The sequence below is a fragment of the Bradyrhizobium sp. USDA 3311 genome, assembly GCF_054062495.1.
On sequence record NZ_JBSSFI010000001.1, the window covers coordinates 1608341 to 1631016 of the forward strand.

23 protein-coding genes and 1 tRNA gene are annotated in these 22676 nt (G+C 65.2%); 14 read left to right on the top strand and 10 right to left on the bottom strand.

All coding sequences use genetic code 11. The features are described from left to right. Positions 1-126 precede the first annotated feature (126 nt). Positions 127-1815 carry an MFS transporter gene (locus ACVWW6_RS07615; protein ID WP_456680462.1) on the bottom strand — a complete coding sequence of 563 codons (1689 nt, stop codon included), beginning with the start codon at positions 1813-1815 and terminating at the stop codon, positions 127-129. A gap of 137 nt (positions 1816-1952) precedes the next feature. Between ACVWW6_RS07615 and ACVWW6_RS07620 the strand changes: the two genes are divergently transcribed. From ACVWW6_RS07620 to ACVWW6_RS07650, 7 genes are all read left to right on the top strand, one after another. Next, positions 1953-3323, top strand: a complete 1371-nt coding sequence (locus ACVWW6_RS07620; RefSeq protein ID WP_456680463.1) for a hydrolase — start codon at positions 1953-1955, stop codon at positions 3321-3323. A gap of 34 nt (positions 3324-3357) precedes the next feature. Then, positions 3358-4725 (top strand): cytochrome P450, encoded by a 1368-nt coding sequence (locus ACVWW6_RS07625; RefSeq protein WP_456680464.1) that lies wholly within the window; start codon positions 3358-3360, stop codon positions 4723-4725. 50 nt (positions 4726-4775) lie between these two features. After that, a complete protein-coding gene (locus ACVWW6_RS07630; protein WP_161532766.1) occupies positions 4776-6185 on the top strand; it encodes an adenylate/guanylate cyclase domain-containing protein in 1410 nt (469 codons plus the stop codon). A gap of 224 nt (positions 6186-6409) precedes the next feature. Further along, positions 6410-6898 (top strand): tellurite resistance TerB family protein, encoded by a 489-nt coding sequence (locus ACVWW6_RS07635; protein ID WP_011083384.1) that lies wholly within the window; start codon positions 6410-6412, stop codon positions 6896-6898. Between the two features lie 227 nt (positions 6899-7125). Continuing rightward, a complete protein-coding gene (locus ACVWW6_RS07640) occupies positions 7126-7905 on the top strand; it encodes an SDR family NAD(P)-dependent oxidoreductase (protein WP_011083383.1) in 780 nt (259 codons plus the stop codon). A gap of 129 nt (positions 7906-8034) precedes the next feature. Then, complete coding sequence (locus ACVWW6_RS07645; RefSeq protein WP_456680465.1) at positions 8035-8838, top strand: glutamine amidotransferase; 804 nt, start codon at positions 8035-8037, stop codon at positions 8836-8838. Between the two features lie 99 nt (positions 8839-8937). Further along, positions 8938-9750 carry an enoyl-CoA hydratase gene (locus ACVWW6_RS07650; protein ID WP_456680466.1) on the top strand — a complete coding sequence of 271 codons (813 nt, stop codon included), beginning with the start codon at positions 8938-8940 and terminating at the stop codon, positions 9748-9750. Between the two features lie 108 nt (positions 9751-9858). Here the strand turns inward: ACVWW6_RS07650 and ACVWW6_RS07655 are convergent. Then, positions 9859-9934 (bottom strand) — tRNA-Ala (locus ACVWW6_RS07655). A 206-nt stretch (positions 9935-10140) separates the two neighbouring features. Here ACVWW6_RS07655 and ACVWW6_RS07660 point away from each other — a divergent pair. Genes ACVWW6_RS07660 through ACVWW6_RS07670 form a run of 3 tightly spaced genes read left to right on the top strand, consistent with a single transcriptional unit; the run spans position 10141 to position 11686 of the window. Then, the gene (locus tag ACVWW6_RS07660) at positions 10141-10431 is read left to right on the top strand and encodes a YggT family protein (RefSeq protein WP_007598721.1); all 291 of its coding nucleotides are present in this window, start codon (positions 10141-10143) and stop codon (positions 10429-10431) included. 15 nt (positions 10432-10446) lie between these two features. Continuing rightward, positions 10447-10800 (top strand): DUF167 domain-containing protein, encoded by a 354-nt coding sequence (locus tag ACVWW6_RS07665; RefSeq protein ID WP_060909667.1) that lies wholly within the window; start codon positions 10447-10449, stop codon positions 10798-10800. A 1-nt stretch (position 10801) separates the two neighbouring features. Continuing rightward, a complete protein-coding gene (locus ACVWW6_RS07670) occupies positions 10802-11686 on the top strand; it encodes a bifunctional methylenetetrahydrofolate dehydrogenase/methenyltetrahydrofolate cyclohydrolase (protein WP_011083379.1) in 885 nt (294 codons plus the stop codon). A 133-nt stretch (positions 11687-11819) separates the two neighbouring features. Here the strand turns inward: ACVWW6_RS07670 and ppa are convergent, their stop codons facing one another. Beyond that, positions 11820-12356: an inorganic diphosphatase gene (gene ppa, locus ACVWW6_RS07675; RefSeq protein WP_011083378.1), complete on the bottom strand. Its 537-nt coding sequence runs from the start codon at positions 12354-12356 to the stop codon at positions 11820-11822. A gap of 179 nt (positions 12357-12535) precedes the next feature. Further along, entirely contained in the window at positions 12536-13045 is a 510-nt protein-coding gene (locus ACVWW6_RS07680) for a GNAT family N-acetyltransferase (protein WP_008136728.1), read from the bottom strand. A gap of 266 nt (positions 13046-13311) precedes the next feature. On the opposite strand from ACVWW6_RS07680, the gene ACVWW6_RS07685 reads away from it, so the two are divergent. The 4 genes from ACVWW6_RS07685 to ACVWW6_RS07700 are packed head-to-tail and all read left to right on the top strand — an operon-like array spanning position 13312 to position 16388. Then, positions 13312-14190, top strand: a complete 879-nt coding sequence (locus ACVWW6_RS07685; protein WP_304549708.1) for an alpha/beta hydrolase family protein — start codon at positions 13312-13314, stop codon at positions 14188-14190. Continuing rightward, positions 14187-14654 carry a DUF2269 family protein gene (locus ACVWW6_RS07690; protein ID WP_304549706.1) on the top strand — a complete coding sequence of 156 codons (468 nt, stop codon included), beginning with the start codon at positions 14187-14189 and terminating at the stop codon, positions 14652-14654. The genes ACVWW6_RS07685 and ACVWW6_RS07690 overlap by 4 nt, the downstream gene beginning before the upstream one ends. 7 nt (positions 14655-14661) lie before the next feature. Next, complete coding sequence (locus tag ACVWW6_RS07695) at positions 14662-15981, top strand: SDR family oxidoreductase (protein WP_304549704.1); 1320 nt, start codon at positions 14662-14664, stop codon at positions 15979-15981. Continuing rightward, the gene (locus ACVWW6_RS07700; RefSeq protein ID WP_304549702.1) at positions 15981-16388 is read left to right on the top strand and encodes a thiol-disulfide oxidoreductase DCC family protein; all 408 of its coding nucleotides are present in this window, start codon (positions 15981-15983) and stop codon (positions 16386-16388) included. Before ACVWW6_RS07695 ends, ACVWW6_RS07700 begins: the two co-directional genes overlap by 1 nt. 42 nt (positions 16389-16430) lie before the next feature. On the opposite strand, the gene ACVWW6_RS07705 is transcribed toward ACVWW6_RS07700, so the two are convergent. From ACVWW6_RS07705 to ACVWW6_RS07730, 6 genes are all read right to left on the bottom strand, one after another. Then, positions 16431-17678, bottom strand: a complete 1248-nt coding sequence (locus tag ACVWW6_RS07705) for a flavin monoamine oxidase family protein (protein ID WP_304549700.1) — start codon at positions 17676-17678, stop codon at positions 16431-16433. Positions 17679-17914: 236 nt separating this feature from the next. Then, entirely contained in the window at positions 17915-19741 is a 1827-nt protein-coding gene (gene typA / locus ACVWW6_RS07710) for a translational GTPase TypA (RefSeq protein ID WP_028174933.1), read from the bottom strand. A gap of 237 nt (positions 19742-19978) precedes the next feature. Next, positions 19979-20260 (bottom strand): hypothetical protein, encoded by a 282-nt coding sequence (locus ACVWW6_RS07715; RefSeq protein WP_011083370.1) that lies wholly within the window; start codon positions 20258-20260, stop codon positions 19979-19981. An 18-nt stretch (positions 20261-20278) separates the two neighbouring features. Further along, positions 20279-20524 (bottom strand): hypothetical protein, encoded by a 246-nt coding sequence (locus ACVWW6_RS07720; RefSeq protein ID WP_162603458.1) that lies wholly within the window; start codon positions 20522-20524, stop codon positions 20279-20281. Continuing rightward, positions 20521-21966: a radical SAM protein gene (locus tag ACVWW6_RS07725; RefSeq protein WP_060909676.1), complete on the bottom strand. Its 1446-nt coding sequence runs from the start codon at positions 21964-21966 to the stop codon at positions 20521-20523. The genes ACVWW6_RS07720 and ACVWW6_RS07725 overlap by 4 nt, the downstream gene beginning before the upstream one ends. Further along, positions 21947-22663 carry a prolipoprotein diacylglyceryl transferase gene (locus tag ACVWW6_RS07730; protein WP_060912813.1) on the bottom strand — a complete coding sequence of 239 codons (717 nt, stop codon included), beginning with the start codon at positions 22661-22663 and terminating at the stop codon, positions 21947-21949. The genes ACVWW6_RS07725 and ACVWW6_RS07730 overlap by 20 nt, the downstream gene beginning before the upstream one ends. Between the last annotated feature and the right edge of the window lie 13 nt (positions 22664-22676).

The window sequence follows — 22676 nt, forward strand, 5'->3', positions numbered from 1 at the left end:
ACCCATACCGCGTGATCTATCGATAGAGCGCGACTAGCTGTACAGGACTCGGTCGCAACTCCGAGTCTTCGCCAAACTTTTGCCTGTGGTTATGGGTCCCGGCCTTCGCCGGGACGACGGCAGAACCTACGTGCTGCTCCCCGCCGCGGTCGCGACCACGGGCAGCACCTCACTTGCTCCCTGGTCCGGCGTCTCTTCCCTCCAGCGCACCGAGCCGAACGGACGCTCTAGCATGCGGCGGACGCGCACCGGCTCGGGGCCGATGTGGAAGTCGATCGCCTGCTGATGCAGCGCGCGTTCGGATAGGGTCGAGCGGTTGCGCTGGCGCAGATAGTCGAACCAGGTCGGGCAGTGATAGCGCTCGGTCCACAATTCAGGGTCGGCGATGTCGCGCGCGATCGACCAGCCATAGGCGCCGTTGCGCTGCCTTGAGAGCTGCACGTCCTGCATCACATTGTGGAAGGCGCGCGCGTTCTCCTGAGACACCCGGTATTCGATCTCGACCACCAGCGGTCCGCTGCGGCCGGTGAGCGACAGCCTGACTTCGGGATCGGCCAGCACCTCGGCGTCCTCGTTGCGGGCGCCGACGCGCGGCATCGTGAGCCAGATCCCGAGCAGCGGCGAGATCAGCATCAGGCCTGCCGCGACCAGAAGCGCGACCTCGACGCCGGCATAGTCGGTGAGATGGCCCCAGCCCCAGGCGCCGATCGCGATGCCGCCGGAGATCGAGGCCTGGAACGCTGCCAGCGACCGGCCCGCGACCCAGCGCGGTGCCGAGAGCTGCACGCCGATATTGAACAGCGCGACGGCGGCCATCCAGACCGCGCCGGCCAGCACCAGCGCGGTCGCCGTGAGCACCGGTTCGGTGCTCACGGCAAGGGCGGCCATCGCAAAGGCCATCGAGATGGTGCAGGCGCGGATCGCGGACTCGCCGCTCATGCGCTTGCGCAATTCGTGGATGTTGAGCGCGCCGATGACCGCGCCCATGCCGAAGGCGCCGAGCATGATGCCGTAGGTCTGCGCGCCGCCATGCAAGAGGTCGCGCGCGACCAGCGGCATCAGCGCCATGATGGCGCCGCCGATCAGGCCCATCACCAGCGTGCGCAGCAGGACGATCTTGATCGGCGGCGAATTGGTGATGTAGCGGAAGCCCGAAACCATGGCGCGGTTGAGCTTCTCGCGGGGCAGGCGCGAGGGCTCGGTGCTGCGCCGCCACAGCAGCAGCACGACCAGCAGCGGCAGATAGAGGATCGCGTTGCAGGCAAACGCCGCCACCGCGCCGAGCGCGGCGACGATGACACCGCCGACCGCGGGACCGAAGCTGCGCGCGATGTTGTAGCTGATGCCGTTCAGCGCGACGGCCGACGGCAGTGCTTCGGGCGGCACCTGCTCGCTGACCGAGGATTGCCAGGCCGGGCCGAACAGCGCGTTGCCGCTGCCCACGACGAAGCAGAAGGCGAGCAGCGCTTCCGGCGTGATCAGCTTGAGCCCGGCCAGGATCGTGAGCGCAGTCGCGCCGGTCAGCGCGATCATGAGCGAGACCAGGGTGACGATGCGGCGGTCATACATGTCGGCGATGGCGCCAGCCGGCATCGAGATCAGCATGATCGGCAGCATCAGCGCGGTCTGCACCAGCGCCACCTTGTCGGCCGAGGCCGCCATCTGCGTCATCGCCCAGGCGGCGCCGACGCCCTGGATCAGCAGGCCGAGATTGGAGAGCAGGCTGGCGAGCCAGATGCGCCGGAACACGGTGTATCGCAGCGGCGCGGCGATGCCGTCGGCTGCGATTCTCTGACGGTTCGGCTGCTCGGTCATATCCCCTTCCATATGGGCTGGCAGAAGTGGTCCTGGCGATTCCGGCGGATTCAGTGATGCCCGCGAAAGTCCTTCGCTGTCCAGTGGTTAGGACGCTATAAGCGGTGCAAAGAGGCGGTTTTGCCGGGGAGGAACAGATGAAGCTGTCGCGACGGACGATCCTGCAAGGTGCCGGCACATTGCCTTTTGCGCTTGCGAGCGTCCGGATGGATGCTTTCGCTCAAACCGCGCCTGCGGCGCAGGGCGCCGAGGTGCCGCCGATCCTGTTCGTCCACGGCAATGGCGACTACGACGCGCTCTGGATGACCACGATGTGGCGGATGGAATCCAATGGCATCGCGCGCGATCGCATGCTGGCGATCAACTTCACCGATCCCAATGCGCGGAGCGACGACACGGTCGAGCAGGCGAACCGCTCCTCGACCGAGGACCAGCGCCGTGAGCTTGCCGCCGCCATCGCCGAGCTGAAGCGCCGTACCGGTGCGGCGCGCGTGGCACTGGTCGGCAGCTCTCGCGGCGGCTATGCGATCCGCAATGTCATCAGGAACGGCGGTGTGGCTGACGTCAGCCACGCCGTCCTGTGCGGCACGCCCAATCACGGCGTGTTCGCGAGCGACGACCAGCCCAACAACGAGTTCAACGGCCGCGGCGTTTTCCTGCGCGGGCTGAACGGGGGCGAGAGCGAGGTGACGCCGGGCACGGCTTTCCTCACCCTGCGGAGCGATGGCATGGACAAATACGCGCAAGCCGACGGCCGCTTCATCGGCAAGCCCGGCACGCCGACCGGTGTCACCGCCGAGGGGCCTGAACTGCGGGGGGCCACCAATCTCGTGCTCGGTGCGCTCGATCATCGCGAGGTGGCGTTTCACCCGCGCGCCTTCCGCGAGATCTACAAATTCATCGCCGGCCGCGAGCCCGCGCGCATCGCGATCGTGCCGGAACCGAGCGTCAGGCTGAGTGGCCTCGTCACGGGAACGCCGGGCGGCGTGTCCACCAATCGGCCGGTGGCGGGCGCAACCGTCGATATCTTCCGCGTCGATCCTGATACCGGTGAGCGCAACGGCAATGCCGTGCACAGCGCGAAGACCGGTGCTGACGGCCGCTGGGGGCCGGCGCAGGTCGAACCCTCCTGGCCGCTCGAATTCGTCCTCGCGTCGCCGGATGCGCCGACCACGCATATCTATCGCTCGCCCTTCCCGCGCTCGTCCGACGTCGTCCACCTGCGTGCCGCGCGCCCGCTCGGGCCGGCGGACAAGGATGCCGGCGCAGTCGTGATCATGTCACGTCCGCGCGGCTATTTCGGCCTGCCGCGGGACGTGGTTCTGCTCGACGGCAAGGAGCCGGCCGACGTCAAACCGGGCGTACCCACGGATGCGACAGCAACATTGCGGCTTCCGGCCGGCGAGATCGGGCGTAACATCGTGGCCCAGTTCGGCGAAGAACGGATCGTGGCACGCCTCTGGCCTGCCGCCGAGAACAGGATTGCGGTTGCCGAGCTGACTTACTAGCTATTTGCCTGCGTCACATCTGCGGGAGAGAGCCATGAACATCGCCAGCGTGCGGCGGCCCATCGTCCCCCCGACGCCGCCGCGTGCCCCCGACGACATGTCGTTCCTCGGACGGGTCGCTGTGATCAGGCAGAACATGATCGCAACGTGGGGACAGCGCGCCTATGAGGAAGACGTTCTCGAGGGCCGCTTCTTCCTCCATAAGAGCTTCATCCTGAACCGCCCGGACGCGATCCGGCATGTCCTGCTCAGCAATTACGAGAACTACACGCGCACGCCGGCCGGCATTCGCATGCTGCGTCCCGTGCTCGGCGAAGGCCTCCTGATTGCGGAAGGTCATGCCTGGACGTTTCAGCGCCGCACGCTCGCGCCGGCCTTCACGCCGCGCGCCACCGCAAATCTCGTTCCGCACATGACTGCGGTGCTCGACGAGACCATCGCGAAGCTGGATGCGCGCAGCGGCGAGACCGTCGATCTGCGCGAGACCATGCAGCGCATGACGCTCGAGATCGCCGGGCGCACGATGTTCTCGTTCGGCATGGACCGGCATGGCGCCACCTTGCGCAACTTCGTCATGGAATATGGCGAGCGGCTGGGACGGCCCTATTTCCTCGACATGCTGCTGCCGGTGTCCTGGCCGAGCCCGATGGATTTTGCCCGCGCCCGTTTCCGCAAGCGCTGGACCGAATTCGTCGCGATGCTGATCGCCGAGCGGCGCGCCGCCGGGAAAAAGGACGGCGCGCCGCCGCGCGACCTGTTCGATCTCATGGACGAGGCGCGCGATCCTGAAACGGGCAAGGGCTTTTCCGACGAGCAGCTCATCGACGAAGTCGCGACCATGATTCTCGCCGGCCACGAGACCACGGCGACCGCGCTGTTCTGGGCGCTCTATCTGCTCGCGCTCGATCCTGATACGCAGGAGGAGGTGGCCTCCGAGACCCGCGGCGAACATCTCGACAGCATGGCCGACATCGATCGCCAGAAATTCACCCGCGCGGTGATCGAAGAAACCATGCGGCTCTATCCGCCCGCCTTCCTGATCGCGCGTGCCGCGCGCGCGAAGGACAATGCGGCCGGAATCGAGATCGGCAGGGGCGACATCATCATGATCGCACCCTGGCTGCTGCACCGGCACGAGAAGCTGTGGGATCAGCCGAACGCGTTCGTTCCAAAGCGTTTCATGTCGACCGAAGCACCCGACCGTTTTGCCTATTTGCCGTTCGGCGCGGGTCCGCGCGTGTGCGTCGGCGCACCGTTTGCGCAAGCCGAATCCGTGCTGGCGCTGGCCCGGCTGATCGGTGCGTTTCGCGTCGAGCTGGTCGATACGGTTCCCGTGATCCCGCATGGCGTCGTCACGACCCAGCCGGACCGCTCACCCATGTTCCGAATCACGCGTCGGTGACAGGCGCTCGCCTGGCCGACGGCGTGATCCACCCTAGATAGAGTTACGCCATGAGCGACATCCAGGCCCAGTTTTCCGTTCTGAAGCAGACCGCCGATCCGAAGGCGGTCGATGAGATTGCGCGCCTCATCGAGGACGGCGAGGATCACGAGCTCAACCGCGTCAATGTCCTCGATTTCGCCAGGCAGCATGGTGTCGACGAAGAGCGCGCGATCTCCGCCTTCCTGCATTCGGCGCGGCTCGGGCTGTTCGATCTCGGCTGGAACGTGCTGTGTCCGGGCTGCGGCGGTGTGCTTGGCGCTCACGCGACGCTGAAGGCGCTCAAGCCCGACGACTATCACTGTGCGCTCTGTGCCTGCGGTTACAAGGCCTCCGTCGACGACCAGGTCGAGGTCTCCTTCACCGTGAACCCGCGCGTCCGGCGCATCGCGGCGCACGACCCGGATACGCTTCCGGTATGGGAGTATTTCAAGCAGGTGTTCTGGAGCTCCGGCGTCGACTTCAACAAGGAATCGTTTGCGACGCTGGCCAACGAGGTCACACTGGATACGATGGAGCTGCCGGCCGGCGAGAAGGCGACCATGTCGCTGCAGCTGCCGAACGACTTCATCATCATCTTCGAGCCGGTGACGCACGCCGCTCATTTCATCGACGTCCAGGGCGAGCCGACCAAGGACCGCCAGCAGCTCGCCATCATGTACAACAGGGTGCAGGCGCCGACGGGCACCACGACCATGCGGCCGGGTCCGCTGCGGCTGTCGCTGGAGAACCAGGCGGGCGTACGCGTGCTGCCGTCGGTGTTCATCGCGGCCGAGGCGCTTCATCACCTCATCGGCAAGCGCAAGCCGTTCCTCACTGCCAAGCGGATGCTGTCGAACCAGACGTTCCGCGATGTGTTCAAGGCGGACAATCTCAGTGTCGACCAGCGGCTCCAGATCACGTCCCTGACATTTCTGTTCACGGATCTGAAGGGATCGACCGCGCTCTACGAGCGAGTCGGCGATCTCGCCGCCTTCGATCTCGTGCGCGCGCATTTCCATGCGCTGCTCGAGATCATCTCCTCCGAGAAGGGCGCGGTGGTGAAGACCATCGGCGACGCCGTGATGGCGACCTTCGTCCGTCCCGAGCACGCGATCGTCGCGGGCCTGCGGATGCGCGCGGCGATGGACGTGCTCAACAAGCAGCGCGGCACCGCCGATCTCATCGTCAAGATCGGCATCCATGAAGGTCCGTGCCTCGCGGTGATGCTCAACGAGCGGCAGGATTATTTCGGCCAGACCGTCAACATCGCCGCGCGCGTGCAGAGCCTGTCGACCGCGCAGGAGATGCACATCACGGGGTCAGTGCTGGACGCGCCGGCCGTGGCCGAAGTGCTGAAGCAGCGTGAGATCAGGCCGATCCAGAAGCAGGCCGCATTGCGCGGCATCGCCGACAAGATGGTGGTGTACGAGATACCGTGAGCCACCGTCATTCCGAGATGGCCCGAAGGGCCAGACCCGGAATCTCGAGATTGTAGCGCGAGATTCCGGGGTCGCGCTTCGCGCGCCCCGGAATGACAGCGAACAGATTGCCGAAACGTAATGCAGCGCGGGGAACTGACGCACGTTGCGCCGGTTGAGTTTCCCGCACATATAATGCTGGTAACGCCGCGCCCCCGCGGCGTCATCGTTTTCGGTAGGACTCCATGCTCGACGGCCTGCGTCAATTCATCGCCGACATTGTTGCTCCCCATGCCGGGGATCGCGCATTCGGCGACAGCGATTATCGGCTGGCGGCGACCGCGTTGCTGGTTCACGTGGTCTCGCTGGACGGCCAGCCGACGGCGACCGAGCAGCGCAAGCTGCACAGCCTGATCGAAAGCCATTTTGGGCTCGATCGCGGCACTGCCGATCGTTTGATCGCCGATGCGACCCAGGTCGAGGGCGAGGCGGTCGACCTCTATCACTTCACCAGCGTCATCATGCGCTCGCTCGACGAAGCGGGCCGCAAGCGCATCGTCCAGATGATGTGGGAGCTGGTCTATGCCGACGGCCAGGTCTCCGAGTTCGAGGACAACGTGGTCTGGCGCGCCTCCGACCTGCTCGGGATTTCCCAGCGCGACCGGATCGACCTGAAGCATGCCGTGGCGGACCGTGCCGGTAACCAGGTGAAGGACGGCGCCGTAGGCGGCTGATTTCGTCCAACACGGCGGATTGCCGGTTGTACAGGCTACATGACGAAACTTTAATGTAGCACCCGGCTGCGGTTATCCCGGATTCATCCGTAAATCCCCGGGTTTTCTGCTCTCCCTGATGTCCGCTCAGGCGGCCATGCTGTCAGCGCCGCTTGCCTGTCGCGTACGGCCTATGCTCTCGTTCCGCCATTGCGGGACTAAAAACTTCAATTCAAGAGACTTCGATCGTGACTGAGCGGGTAACGTTGATCACCGGTGCCTCGGCGGGCATCGGCACGGAGCTGGCGCGGGTGTTCGCCGCGAATGGACACCGTCTGGCGCTGACGGCGCGGCGTGCGGACCGGCTCGAGGCGCTCGCGAACGAGCTCGCCGCCAAGGGCGGCAAGAAGCCGATCGTAATCGCCTGCGACCTCCAGGAAGCTGATGCCGGCGAGAAGATCGCGGCCGCGCTCGCCGCCGAAGATGTCGAGCTCGACCATCTCGTCAACAATGCCGGCTTCGGCGTGTTCGGCGATGCCATCGAGTGCGATCGCGACGAGCAGGTTGGCATCGTCGACGTCAACGTCCGGGCCCTGACCGATCTGTCGCTGCGATTTGCCGATCAGCTCATCAGGAACAAGGGCGGTCTTCTCAATGTCGGCTCGGTCGCCGGCTTTCTGCCCGGCCCCGGCATGGCGGTCTATTACGCGTCCAAGGCCTATGTGATTTCTCTCACCGAGGCCTTGCGGGCGGAGCTCGCGCCGCGCGGCGTCCGCGTCACCGTACTTTGCCCGGGTCCGGTGCCTACCGAATTCCAGGCGCGTGCCGGTGTCGGATCCGGACACAACACGGCCCTTCTCAATGTTCCTGCCTCCGATGTTGCACGGGAGGCCTATCGTGGGCTGATGGCAAATAAACGGGCAGTGCTGCCGGGTCTCGGCATCAAGATTGTGCCGTTCGCGCTGCGTTTCTTCCCGCGCGGCTTCATCCTGTCCGCCACCAGCCGATTCCAGCGGCAGAGACGCTGAAGAACGCTCGAAGCCTGTCGTGGCCCGGAGCTTGCTTTCCTGATCGGTGTCACGTGTGCGCAAACTCACACGATGTTAACCATCGCTTAGCTATGCTGGCGGTCTGAACCGATAGCATTTGGAAAGGCAATGTCGTTCCGGACGGACAGGTTTGGTGGCGCGGAATTGGTGCCCTTCCCGAAGAGAAGGGTCCCTGGTGCATCTGCTGCTCGTCCCGAAGCCCGGTTGCCGGTTCTGATTGTCCTGCACCAGGAATCCTCGACGCCCGGCCGGGTCGGCAATGCGCTGCGCGCGCTCGGCCATCGTCTCGACATCCGCCGTCCCCGCTTTGGCGATCCGCTTCCGGAGACGCTCGATCAGCATGCCGGCGCCGTGGTCTTCGGCGGCCCCATGAGCGCCAACGATCCCGACGACTACATCCGCCGCGAGATCGACTGGATCGAAATTCCGCTTCGCGAACAGCGGCCGTTCCTCGGCATCTGCTTAGGTGCGCAGATGCTGGCGATGCAGCTCGGGGCCCGCGTCGCGCCGCACGCGGAGGCGCTGACCCAGATCGGCTACTACCCGATCCGCCCGACGGCCGCGGGCCACGCGCTCTGTCCGGCCTGGCCGGCGCAGGTCTATCACTGGCACCGCGAGGGGTTCGAGCTGCCGGCCGGCACTGAGCTGCTTGCGGAAGGCGACGATTTTCCGGTGCAGGCGTTCCGTGCGGGCCATGCCTTCGGCGTGCAGTTTCATCCTGACGTGACCTACGCCATGATGCATCGCTGGACCACGCGCGGCTATGACGGGTTCAGCGCGCCCGGTGCGCGCGAGCGGCATCATCATTTCGCGGACCGTGCCGTGTACGATGCCGCGGAACGCGCCTGGCTCGATCACTTCATCAATGGCTGGCTGGCGCGCCGGCCGCTGCTGGCGCAAGCCGCCGAGTGATCGCGCCTTCGCGCAAGCCCTTGCCTCATCCCTGGATATGCTAGGCTCGCTGACAACGAGCGCGCGCGAACGCGTGCCGGCAGACAAAGGGAGAGCGTCATGGCCTATGAACACATTCTCTATGAGGTGAGCGACAAGGTCGCGACCATCACGCTCAATCGCCCGGACCGCATGAACGCCTGGACGCCGACAATGGAGCGCGACGTGCGCCATGCGATGGAAGCATCAAGCGCCGACGACAATGTCCGCGTCATCGTGCTCACCGGCGCGGGCCGCGCCTTCTGCGCCGGCGCCGACATGGATGCGCTGAAAGGGCTCGACCCCGATGACGTCAGGCGCGCATCGAGCCTGCCGCCCTTCGACATGAATCGCCGGCCCGACTGGCAGACGCGCTACGGCTTCTATCCGTCGATCGGCAAGCCCGTCATCGCCATGCTCAACGGCGCGACCGCGGGCATCGGCCTCGTCCACGCGCTCTATTGCGACCTGCGCTTTGCCGCCGACAACACCGTGTTCACCACCGCCTTCGCGCGGCGCGGGCTCATCGCCGAGCACGGCATCAGCTGGATGATGCCGCGCATCGTCGGCCATGCCAACGCGATGGATCTGTTGCTCTCGGCGCGCCGTGTTTCGAGCGACGAGGCGCTGCGGATCGGGCTGGTCAACCGTCTGTGCTCGCCGGAGAAGCTGCGCGAGGAAACCTACGCCTATGCGCGCGACCTCGCCGACTTCGTCTCGCCGAGCGCGATGGCCGTGATCAAGCGCCAGCTCTACGAGGTGCCGTTCCAGACGCTGGCCGAGGCAACGATCGAGGCCAACCGGGAGATGATGGTGGCGCTCGGCGGCAGCGATTTCCGGGAGGGCGTGGCAAGCTTCATCGAGAAGCGGCCGCCGAGGTTTACGGGGAGGTAGGGGGGAGAGGTCTTCGGATGGAGCCCGCCGTCGCCCCGTGGGCTATGGCGTGGCAGCCTTCGCTACGAGCGGGCTTGCCGAGCCGAAGCAGGCGCAGCCTGCGAAGGCTGGTGGAGCCAGGCGGGATCGAACCGCCGACCTCGTCATTGCGAACGACGCGCTCTCCCAGCTGAGCTATGGCCCCGTTTGTTGGCCGCCCTGGTAAACGCGGCCGACAACCGGGCGCCATTTAAGTCCCTGCCAAGGTCAAGTCAAGGACGGGCGTAACCCGGTTTTAGCCATTCCTGCGTCCGAACTTCCCTTGTTTGGGCCGGGGGGAACCGATATCTAGCAAAAGGCGTCAATCCCGACCGCAGCCAGAGTTTTCAAAAGCCAGAGTCTTCAAAAGCCATGCGTGCCGTTCTCGACATCGTCATCATCGTGCTCGACCTCTACGTCTGGCTGCTGATCGCCTCCGCGATCCTGTCCTGGCTGATCGCTTTCAACGTGGTGAACACCCGCAACCAGTTCGTTTCGGCGGTTGCGGAGTTCCTCTACCGGATCACCGAGCCGGTGCTGGCGCCGATTCGCAATTTCCTGCCCAGCCTCGGCGGCCTCGACATCTCGCCGATCATCCTGATCCTGCTCATCATGTTCATCGAGCGGGTGATCCTGTATTACATCTACCCGAACGTCATCTAAGCAGGCAGGAGCGCCTTGGTCGCGAAAGAGGCCTTCAAGGAACCCTGGCGTTACTCGGCTGCAGGAATCAGCATCGCGCTGCGGGTGACGCCGCGCGGCGGCCGCGACGACATCGACGGGATCGAGCAGCTGGCCGATGGCCGCAGCGTGCTCAAGGTGCGGGTGCGCGCGATCGCCGATGGCGGCGAGGCCAACAAGGCCGTTTTGGTCCTGCTGGCGAAATCGCTTGGTGTCCCCAAGGCCAGCGTAAGACTCCTGTCCGGAGCAACCTCGCGGCTGAAGCAGATCGCGGTCGACGGCGATCCGGCGCGGCTCGGCGAGACCTTGCGCCAACTCGCATCCGCCAAATCGAAAGACCAAGGGAACTGACATGACGGCCAAGATCATCGATGGAAAAGTCATTGCCGCGGACCTCCGGGCGCGCGTGGCCGACGAGGTTGCCCGCGTCAAGCGCGAGCACAATCTGGTGCCGGGCCTTGCGGTGGTCCTGGTCGGCAACGACCCGGCGAGCGAGGTCTATGTCCGCTCCAAGGGCACCCAGACGCAGGCGGCCGGCATGGCCTCGTTCGAGCACAAGCTGCCGGCTGACGTCTCGCAAGCGGACTTGCTGGCCGTCGTCGCAAAGCTCAACCGCGATCCCGCCGTGCACGGTATTCTTGTCCAGCTGCCGCTGCCGAAGGGCCTCAACACCGAGGCCGTCATCAACGCCATCGATCCCGCCAAGGATGTCGACGGCCTGCATCCGAACAATGCCGGTCGTCTCGCTGGCGGTTTCGAAGCGCTGTCGCCCTGCACGCCGCTCGGCTCCATCATTTTGACCAAGAGCGTCCATCCCTCGCTCGAGGGCTTGAACGCCATCGTCATCGGCCGCTCCAACCTGGTCGGCCGGCCGCTGGTGCAATTGCTGCTGAACGAGAACGCCACGGTGACCATCGCGCATTCGCGCTCGCGCGATTTGCCGGGCCTCGTGAAGCGCGCCGATCTCGTCTACGCCGCCGTCGGCAAGCCGGAGATGGTGCGCGGCGACTGGCTGAAGCCCGGCGCGACCGTGATCGACATCGGCATCAGCCGGATTCCGAAGGAGGACGGCAAGACGCGCCTTGTCGGCGACGTCGCCTATCAGGAAGCGCTCGGCGTTGCCGGTGCCATCACGCCGGTGCCCGGCGGCGTCGGCCAGATGACGGTGGCGTGCCTGCTCGTGAACACGCTGCGCGCGGCCTGCGCAATCGCCGGGCTGCCGAAGCCGGCGGTGTAGGTAAACTCTCGTGCCCCGGACGCAGCGCAGCGCTTCTTCAGCGGTGCGCTGCTGAGCCGGGGCCCAGTGGCGGCATGGGTCCCGGCTCAGCGTCGCGTCATTTCATGCCGCGCCGCGTCCGGGACACAGAAGCTCAGCCCTTCTTCTTCTTCTCGCGCTCGATGCCCTCGAGGATCAGCTTGTGCGCGTCCTCCGGGCCGCCCCAGCGCAGGATCTTCACCCACTTGCCCTTCTCGAGATCCTTGTAGTGCTCGAAGAAGTGCTGGATCTGCTGCAGCGTGATGTCGGGCAGGTCGGAGTACGACTTCACCTTGTCGTAGCGCTGCGTCAGCTTCGACGACGGCACCGCCAGGATCTTCTCGTCGCCGCCGGCTTCGTCTTCCATGAACAGCACGCCGACCGGGCGTACGCTCATGACGGCGCCGGGGATGATGGCGCGGGTGTTGATGATCAGCACGTCGCAGGGGTCGCCGTCGTCCGACAACGTGTGCGGGATGAAGCCGTAGTTACCGGGGTAACGCATCGGCGTGTACAGGAAGCGGTCGACCACCAGCGTGCCGGCCTCCTTGTCCATCTCGTATTTGATCGGTTCGCCGCCCACGGGGACTTCGATGATGACATTGACGTCCTGTGGGACGTTTTTCCCGATCGAGATAGCATCGATACGCATTCAAGGCTCCGTTGTTGCCGAGGTTAAATCGCGCCCGGCAGCGATTTTGGCGCTGTCATACGCGGGCTTGGCCCCCCAATCCATCGTGTTTTTTTGAAATAATGAATCCGGCGAACACCGGCTCAAGCGGCAAACGGTATCGACGGATGGGAAACGCTGCCGGCTAGGCTTTCAGCAGCTCAATTGGTCCAAGCGAAGGCAACCTTGTCGAGCGACTTCGGCCCGAATCGTTCCGAAGAACGCGCCACCATGCGGCCGCCCAGGGCCCGGTAGAACTCGGTCGCCGGATCGTTGTCCGAGAGCGCCCACACGACCATGCTCTTCAGCCCGCTCTGCATCAGGTCGCGGCGAGCGGCGGCGAACAGGCGACGGCCAAAGCCGAGGCCCTGGAATTCGGGGCGCAGATAGAGCTCGTAGATCTCGCCGTCGAAGTGCAGGCTGCGGGCACGGTTACGGCCGTAATTGGCATAGCCTGCGATCTTGTCGCCGAACACCAGTACGCTGACGCGGCTGCCCTTGCGGATCGCGCTGTCCCACCACTGCGGACCGCGGCGGTTGATCAGCTTCTCCAGCTCGGCGCCGGGAATGATGCCCTGATAGGCCGAGCGCCAAGCTTCGTCATGGGTTGACGCCACCGCAGTTGCATCTGCAGCTTTGGCCGGCCGGACCTCGATCAGGGTTGTGCTCATGGACACGATCAAACCAAGTCGCCGCGTCGGCGGCAAGACCTATCGTTAATTATCGGTTAACCTGTGGACTTTCTGCATCAGTATTTCAACTGTGTTGTACCGAAAGAGGACAAGGCGCTGCCCTGAACGGCAACGGAGTGCCAAGCGTCGGTGCAAAACTCGGTTGCGGCAACCAATGAACGGCGATGGCAACGCAGAAAGTCCGCCCAGGATGATTCGTTCCCGTTAGTCTGGCCTTCGTTGTCCGTGCTCGCCTCCGGCAATTCATGCGGCTCTTCAACATCCTTGCGCTCCTGCCTCTGCTGGCTTTGCTGACCGCGCCGCCTCTGTGCGCCCAGGTCACGTTCGGTGCGTCGGGCGAGGAAGGCGAGCCGTTTCGCCGGCAGGAATGGCGTGTACCCTCGCCGGATGCCGGCATCGCCGCGCATGCGCTGCTGTTTCGCCCGTTCGGTGCCGGTCCATTTCGACTCGCGGTCGTCGCGCATGCTTCGACGCAGAACGGCTTGCGTCGTGCACAAATGCCGCAGCCGGAATACCGCGCGCTCGCAGCGTTCCTCGTCGCGCGCGGCTTTGCCGTGCTGGTGCCGGAACGGCTCGGCCATGGTGCGACCGGTGGCCGCTATGTCGAAGACCAGGGTGGCTGTGACGAAGCGGATTACGCGCGCGCGGGTCGTGCGACCGCCGAAGAAATTTCGCTGGCACTGGACCATTTGCGGAAGCAGGATTTCATTCGCAAGGATGCCGCGATCGTGATCGGCCATTCCGCCGGCGGCTGGGGCGCGCTGGCGCTCGCCAATGCCGAGCCCAAGACGATCTCGGCGATCACAGTGATTGCGCCGGGGCGCGGCGGCCATGCCAATGACGAACCGAACCGGATCTGTGCGCCCCATGCGCTTCTCGCGGCCGCCGCTGAATTCGGCAAGGCGGCGCGCATTCCCGTCACATGGCTCGTTGCGAGCAATGACAGCTATTTTCCGCCGGTATTTTCGAAGTCGCTGGCAGATGCATTTCGCGGCGGTGGCGGCAAGGTCGATTTCCGCGCACTGCCCGCGGTGGGCGGCGAGGGGCACTGGATGATCGAGACCGAAGCCGGCGTCAAAGCCGCCGGCGGCGAGCTCGAGCATGCGCTGAAGACGAAACCATGACGTTGTATTTCCTGGTCAAATACCTGCACGTGCTCGGCGCCATCGTCATCCTCGGCACCGGAACCGGCATCGCCTTCTTCATGCTGATGGCGCATCGAACGCACGACGCAGACTTCATTGCGCGCACCGCCTCGGTGGTGGTGATTGCCGACGCGATCTTCACGCTGTCGGCCGTGATCCTGCAGCCGGTCAGCGGTGGCCTGCTGATGATGCTCTCGGCGACGTCGTTCACGGAGCGTTGGCTGCTCGCGTCGCTCGCACTCTATGCCATCGCGGGCCTGTTCTGGATCCCTGTCGTCTTCATGCAGATCGAGATGCGCGATCTCGCGCGCAAGGCTTCCGAGCAGCACGCCGCGCTGCCGGAGCGTTACTTCGTCCTGTTCCGCCGCTGGTTCGCGTTCGGCTTCCCCGGCTTCGGCGCGACGATGCTGATCCTCTGGCTGATGGTCGCCAAGCCGTTTTGAGGGAATGATGAACCAGCGAACCATCCTGGTGCTCGGCGCCTCCGGCCTGATCGGCCGCTTCGTCACCGACGATCTGCGCGCGCGGGGCTTTCGCGCCGTCGGCGTGGCGCGCAGCCTGTCGCCGGCGCAGAAGATGGGCGCGCTCGATATCGAGCTTCCGATCCTATCGCTCGATGCGGCCGCGCTGACGCGCCTGCTGCGCGAGCATGCGGCGGATGTCGTCGTGAATTGCCTCGGCGTGCTCCAGGATGGGCCCGGCAGCGACACAAGCGCCGTGCACCGGGATTTCGTCGCGCGTCTGCTTCAGGCGATCGGCGACAGCGGCCGCGCGATCCGGCTGGTGCACATCTCGATTCCGGGAATGGCCGAAGCCGACCGCACCGCTTTCGCGACAACCAAGCGCGAGGCCGAGCGATTGATCGCGGCCTCCGGCATCGCCCATGCCATCCTGCGGCCCGGCTTCGTGGTCGCGCCGTCAGCCTATGGCGGCAGCGCCATGCTGCGCGCGCTCGCCGCCTTCCCGCTCGACTTGCCGGGTGCGGAGATGGCGACGCCGTTCCAGCCCGTCGCCGTCGAGGATATCGCTGCCACCATCGCCTGGCTCGCCGCGCGTGATATCGACGATGCATCCGTGATATCAGTGTGCTGGGACCTGATGCTATCGGAGCCGGTCACCATGGCCGGAATCATCAAGCAGTTTCGGATCGCGTTCGGCACGGCCGGTTGGCCGCGGGTCGCGATGCCGACCTTGATGCTCGATCTCGGCGCGAAAATCGGCGATCTCGCCAATTATCTCGGCTGGATGCCGCCGATGCGCTCCACCGCCATAGCCGAGCTGCGCCGCGGCGTGCGAGGCGATCCCTCGGCCTGGATCGCCGCCACGGGCATCGTGCCGAAAACGCTGGCTGAAGTGATCGGACGTCATCCCGCCACCATCCAGGACAAATGGTTCGCGCGGCTGTTTCTGATCAAGGCGCTGATCTTCGCGAGCCTGGTCGCGTTCTGGGTCGTCTCCGGCTTCATCGCGCTGTTCGTCTCCTACCGCGCCGCCGCCGGCATCCTGAGCGCGCACAATTTTGCGCCTGCGCTGGTCGATCCCATCACCATCGGCACCAGCCTGATGGACATGAGCATCGGCGTGCTGATCGCGTTCCGACGTACGGCTGCGGTCGGGTTGGTCGCGGGCATCGTCGCCTCGCTCGGCTATATGTTCGGTGCCGCGATCCTGACGCCAGATCTCTGGATCGAGCCGCTCGGTGCGCTTGTGAAGACGGGGCCGGCGATCGTGCTGATGCTCGTCGCACTGCTGATGCTGGATAACCGCTGATGCCAAAATGGCCCGACGACGATGTGATCCTGTTCGACGGCGTCTGCATCTTCTGCTCGCGCTGGGTGCGCTTCGTCGCCAAGCGCGACACGGCGAAGAGGTTTCGTTTCACGCCGATCCAGTCGGACTATGGGGCGCGCTTGGCGCGCACGTTCGGCATCGACCCTGGGGATCCCGACACCAACGCCGTGATCCACGGCGGCGAGGTGTTCATGAAGTCGGATGCAGCGCTGACGGTGCTGTCGCAGCTTCCCGATTGGGGCTGGGTACGCGCGTTGTTCGCGGTACCGAAGCCGCTGCGGGATCCCGTCTACAGCCTCATCGCGCGCAACCGCTACCGCATTTTTGGGAAGTATGAGGCGTGCTTTGTGCCGGATGCAGATTTGCGAGCACGGGTGATTGAGTAATTCGTCATTGCTTCGCTGCGCTCGCAATGACGGAGTTTGCGGTTATGGCTTGCGCAGAGCCGCCAGCACTTCCTTCGCCGCCCGTTCCCCGCCGTCCCGCGCCCCATGCGCCGTGGTGAAGAAAGTCGGCGACGTCGCCTCTCCGGCGAAGAACAACCGGCCATCCACCGGCGCGGCCAGCACCGCGCGGTCACCTGCATGTCCGGGCAGCGCGTGCGAATACGATCCCCGCGCGAACGGATCATGCGCCCAGCGCGATTCGCACAGCGGCTTCAGCTTGTGGCGGATGTCGTTGCCGAGGAAGCTGGCGATCTCGTCGATGCTCTGCGCGGCGATGGCGCCTTCGCCGGCGTCTTCCAGTTCTCTCGCAAAGCTGCCGCCGAAAAAGCCTTCGATGCAGGGCTGGCCGAACGGGCGGATGTGGTAGGTGCCCATCGCGGTGCGCATGGTGGCGCCGCGCAGGTTGCCTTCCCTAGGGAACGCTTCGGCATCGCCAAGCGCCAGCGTCACCTTGTCGTCGACGCCGAGCGGCAGGCCGGCGGCGGCATCGACCTTGGCCGGGAGCAGTGGCGAGAAGCGGATCGCCTCATCGGCGATCAGATTGGTCGGCACGGTCACGATCACCTTGCCGGCGGTCAGCGTGCCCCGCGACGTCTCGAGGCGGATGCGCGGGCCGGAATGATCGATCAGCGTGACCATGCAGTTCAGTGCCACCGGGCAGGGCGCGCCATACGCCACAACCAGGGCGCCATAGCCGCGGCGGACGCGCCAGTTGAGGTTGGTGTCCTCATAGGCGTCCCAGTCCAGCGTTGACATGTCCTTGAGTTCGCAGCCGTTGATATAGGTCGAGATCGCGTCGATCATGGGATTCCAGCGATTGCCGGGCTCGAGGCTCAGGCTCGCGGGCTCGTCCTTGCCCTTTTGCGCGGCCTGCCAGAGGCGCTCGTAGAACGCGTCCATCGCCTGCATGAACTCGTCGCGCTGGCTTTGCGGAAACGCGTTGCCGAAGGCGCGCTCGCGCCAGGGCGGCAGGTCCTTGTTGACCTCGAAATCGAGCTGCCTTGCGATTGCGACGAAGGAGTTTTGGTCCGCCGAATGCAGCCAGCCGCAGCCGACGTCGAACGTCACCTCGGGCGAGGCCTGCACGGTCCACGCCCGGCCGCCGAGCCGGTCGCGGGCCTCCAGCACGATGGCGGAGAGGCCGGAGCCCGCCAGCGCGTGCGCTGCGCCGAGCCCGGCAGCACCGGCGCCGATGATCGCGACATCAACGGAGGAGGGAAGGGAGCTCATGGGCGGGCTCTAGCACGTTCGCTGGATGTGCTGAAGCCGCCACAAGTCAGCTGTCATCACCCGCCCTGTGCGCGCTTGCGCACTGGAGCGGGTGATCCAGTATTCCAGAGACGGGAGTGACGCTCCGTAGGGTGGACAAAGGCGCTCTTGCGCCGTGCCCACCATTGCCGACCGGGACTTCAAGTGGTGGGCACGCTACGCTTTGCCCACCCTACGGCACAACGGCGTGCGGTAGCTTACGCCACCGCTTCCTTGGACTTCTCCGCGCGCTTGCGCTCGTTCGGGTCGAGGTGCTTCTTGCGCAGGCGGATCGACTTCGGGGTGACCTCGACGAGCTCGTCGTCCTCGATATAGGCGAGCGCCTTTTCCAGGGTCATGCGGATCGGCGGGGTCAGGCGCACGGCTTCGTCCTTCGACGTCGTGCGGATGTTGGTGAGCTGCTTGCCCTTGAGCACGTTGATCTCGAGATCGTTGTCGCGGGTGTGCTCGCCGACGATCATGCCCTTGTAGACCTTCCAGCCCGGCTCGATCATCATCGGGCCGCGGTCTTCCAGCTTGAACATGGCGTAGGCCACGGCCTCGCCCTGGTCGTTGGAGATCAGCACGCCGTTGCGGCGGCCCTGGATCTCGCCCTTGTACGGGGCGTAGCCGTGGAACAGGCGGTTCATGATCGCGGTGCCGCGGGTGTCGGTGAGCAGCTCGCCCTGGTAGCCGATCAGGCCGCGGGTCGGCGCGTAGAACACCAGGCGCAGGCGGTTGCCGCCGGACGGCTTCATCTCGACCAGCTCGGACTTGCGCTCGCTCATCTTCTGCACGACGACGCCGGAATGCTCCTCGTCGACGTCGATCACGACCTCCTCGATCGGCTCCATGGTGGCGCCGGTGGCTTCGTCCTTCTGGTACACGACGCGCGGGCGCGACACCGAGAGCTCGAAGCCCTCACGGCGCATGGTCTCGATCAGGATCGCGAGCTGCAATTCGCCGCGGCCCGAGACTTCCATCGCGTCCTTGTCGGCGGCCTCGACGACGCGCAGCGCGACGTTGCCTTCGGCTTCACGGAGCAGACGGTCGCGGATCATGCGGCTCGTCACCTTGTCGCCTTCGGTGCCGGCGAGCGGGGAATTGTTGACGATGAACGACATCGACACGGTCGGCGGATCGATCGGCTGTGCCGGCAGCGGCACCTCGACGGTCGGATCGCAGAAGGTGTCGGCGACGGTGCCCTTGGTCAGGCCCGCGATGGCGACGATGTCGCCGGCTTCGGCTTCATCGAGCGGCGTGCGCTCAAGGCCGCGAAACGCCAGGATCTTGGTGATGCGCCCGGTCTCGACCAGCTTGCCGTCGGCATGCAGCACCTTGACCTGCTGGTTCGGTTTGAGCACGCCGGAGGAGATGCGGCCGGTGATGATGCGGCCGAGATAGGGGTTGGCCTCCAGGATGGTGCCGATCATCCTGAACGGACCTTCCTCGACCGTCGGCGGCGCGACGTGGCGCAGGATCAGGTCGAACAGCGGCTCCATGCCCTTGTCCTGCGGACCCTCGGGGCTTTCGGCCATCCAGCCCTGCTTGGCCGATCCGTAGAGGATCGGGAAGTCGAGCTGCTCCTCGCTGGCGTCGAGCGCCGCGAACAGGTCGAACACCTCGTTGATGACTTCGGTCGGGCGCGCGTCGGGGCGGTCGACCTTGTTGATGACGACGATCGGCTTGAGGCCGACCTTCAGCGCCTTGGAGACCACGAACTTGGTCTGCGGCAGCGGGCCTTCTGCGGCGTCCACCAGCACCAGCGCGCCGTCCACCATGTTGAGGATGCGCTCGACCTCGCCGCCGAAATCGGCGTGGCCGGGGGTGTCGACGATGTTGACCCGGGTGTCCTTCCACTGCACCGAGGCCGCCTTGGCCAGAATGGTGATGCCGCGCTCACGCTCCAGGTCGTTGGAGTCCATGGCGCGATCGGTCACCTTCTGGTTCTCGCGGAACGTGCCGGACTGCTGGAGGAGTTTGTCGACGAGGGTCGTCTTGCCGTGGTCGACGTGGGCGATGATGGCGACGTTGCGGAGGTTCATGAGTGAGCTTCTTTGCGTTCGAACAATGGGTTAAGCGCGATCTCGCCGGCCAGACCGGGACCTCTTCTCGAAACAACGCTGGAAGACTGGAAACGGGCGCTTTCCGCCCAAAAAGGGAAGCCCGGTCTATCGACCGGGCACCCTGCGCGTTGCGGCGCAATATATGCAAAAACCGCCAAAAAACAATGTGTTCTTTGCCGGTTGGTTGACTGAATTTTGTCCGGGAATTCCCGGGGCTTAGGGCTGGGTTCCGGGATGGGCGGGGGCCTTTCGCCCCTTGATCGCCGCCCAGATCAGGACGACGCCCCCGATGCCGACGACTAGCCCCAGGAAGACCAGCGGGGCGATGTCGGAATCGATCTTGCCCCCCTCGGATATGGAGATTCCGCCGAACAGGAGCGCGCAGAGACCCGGAAGCAGCAGGATGACCCCGGAGATCGCCATGAGCGCGGTCAGGCAGCCGCCGCGCTGCGGCGGGGCGGCCGGAGGAGGCGGGGGCGGGGGGGCGATGTTGCTCATGAGGATGCGACGCTGTTGTCAGGGCTTAGGCGGGCTCGCCGCGCGGATGAACAGGAAGATCGCAATTCCGACCAGGACCAATCCAATCAGGACGAAGGGGGCACCTTGGCCGCCGAATGCCAGGAAGCACAGGCCGGGGAAAAGCAGCACCACGCCGGCGATCACCATGAAAGCGGTCAGGCGCCCGTCGCGCCGTGGCGGCGCCATCGGAGGCGCGTCCCCTTGCGGCGTCGGAGTCGGAGGAGGCGTGCCGGTGTCGCTCATCGCGGCACCTCCTCGCTTTGGCGTGCCTCGCGATACGTCTCGCCAGCCAGTGCAGCGCGGATGCCGTCGATCTTTCCGTTGCGATAGAACAGATTGTAGGTGTCGAACGGAATGATCGCGCCCTGCTCCGTGACGAAATGGATGCAGGACCGCTTGACGTTGCCGACGCAGAAATTGAAGCGGTCGAGAAACTGCACGATGGTGACGCGGAACACGTTCTCGTAAGAAAGTCCTTCCGGCACCTCGAAGCTCGGCAGGCAGCACAAGAGCTCGCAAACGCGCTCGGAGGTGTTGAGCGGGCCCGACGACAGTGAGAACAAATCGACGAATTTCTCCCGCAGCATCGGATATTTCTCCGGGCTGATGGTGTTGGGCATCACCGCAACCAGCTGCTCCTGCGGGATCAGCGAGGTCAGCGGCAGCACCTTCTCGCCGTTGCGCAGACCGTAGCCGATCGAGATGCTCTCGGGGTTACAGGGCAGCGGGATCATGTCCTTGTCGCCGAACACGCCGGTCTCGACCACGCGGTTGCGAATCTCCGACAGCATGATGCGGTCGGTATTCTTGTCGAAGTTCTCGTTGCGGCCGGCATCCTGCACCGGCTGGAGCGTGACGCCGCGCACGCATTTCCAGGTCAGCGCGTGACGCACGATGTCGCCGATCTCGGCATCATTGACGCCGCGCTTGATGGTCGCCACCAGCGTGGTCGACACGCCGTAATGCTCGAGGTTCTCCAGCGCCTGCTGGCGGATCTTGCGCAAATCCGCGCCGCGCAGATTGATCAGTGGATCGCGCTGCAGCGAATCGAACTGGAGATAGACCTCCAGCCCGCGCTTGTTCTCGGCGAGCCGCGCCACGAAATCCTTTTCGCGGGCAATGCGCAGGCCGTTGGTGTTGATCATGACATGGCGGATCGGGCGGGCGCGCACGGCGTCCAGGATCGCGAAGAAGTCCGGGTGCAATGTCGGCTCGCCGCCGGAGATCTGCACGAGGTCGGGTTCGCCCTCGCTGGCAACCAGCGCGTCGAGCATCTTCTCCACCGTCGCGAGCGGGGTGAATTTGGTCCGCGTTGGCGCGGATTCGGCGAAGCAGACCGGGCAGGTGAGATTGCAGTGCTCGGTGATCTCGATCAGCGCGAGGCAGGAATGCTGCTCGTGATCCGGGCAGAGGCCGCAATCATAGGGGCAGCCGAATTCGGTGCGGTGCTGGAATTGCAGCGGGCGGTCGCCCGGCTTGATGAAATCCTTGCACAGACGCCAATAGGCCGCGTCGGTGGACACGAGCGTCGACTGAACACCATGCTCCTTGCACCGCTTTTCGTACCAGACCTCGTTGTCGAGGATCTGGATCTTGGTCGGCACCAGCTTCAGGCAGGTCTCGCAGAGGGACTGGGTCTGGCCCCAGAAGATGTAGGGACGCGACTTACGCAACGGCGCGTTCATGCACAGGTCTCGCTTTGGGCGCCGTCGCCAGCATGATTGCGGCGTAGAGGAGGATGGACAGCGACAGCAGGTGAAACAGCGTGAGGGGGCCGATCAGCGTGCCGTAGGGCTTGAGGAATTCCCACAGGAAGCGCTGCGCTCCATAGTAGAGCAGAACCAGGTAGAAACCATTGGTGATCGCGAATGCGTTCCGGTTCAAGACCGCCAGCACATAGAGCAGCGCGAACACGCCCATCGCGGCGCTCTCGTAGAGCTGCACGGGATGGCGGAGAATGCCGTCGCCGAAATCATGGCCCCAGGGCAATGCCGTCGGCGTGCCGTAGGTGAAATCGTCGAGGCCCGCGAAATAGCAGCCGAGCCGCCCGATCGCGATGCCGAGGGCCAGCGGCAGCGCAAACCGCGCGCCCGTGCGCAGGGCGATGCCTGCGGTCCTTTTGTAGAGCTCGACCGCCACGATGCCGCCGGCAAGCGCGCCCTCGACCGAGCGCGCAATGCCGCTCTCGCCCGACAGCCACAGATTGGCGGACCCGAACAGATAGGCGCCAATGCCGGCGCCGAACACCAGCGCGGCGATGTAGGGCAGCTCGAAGGATTGCGCCGGAAACCGCAAGCCTTGTCGCGACAGCCAGTAAACCGCCGCCCCCGCCGCCAGCCACGCCGCAACATCGAAGACAGTGTGAAGGAACGCCCCGCTCATGCGGAGCGGGTAT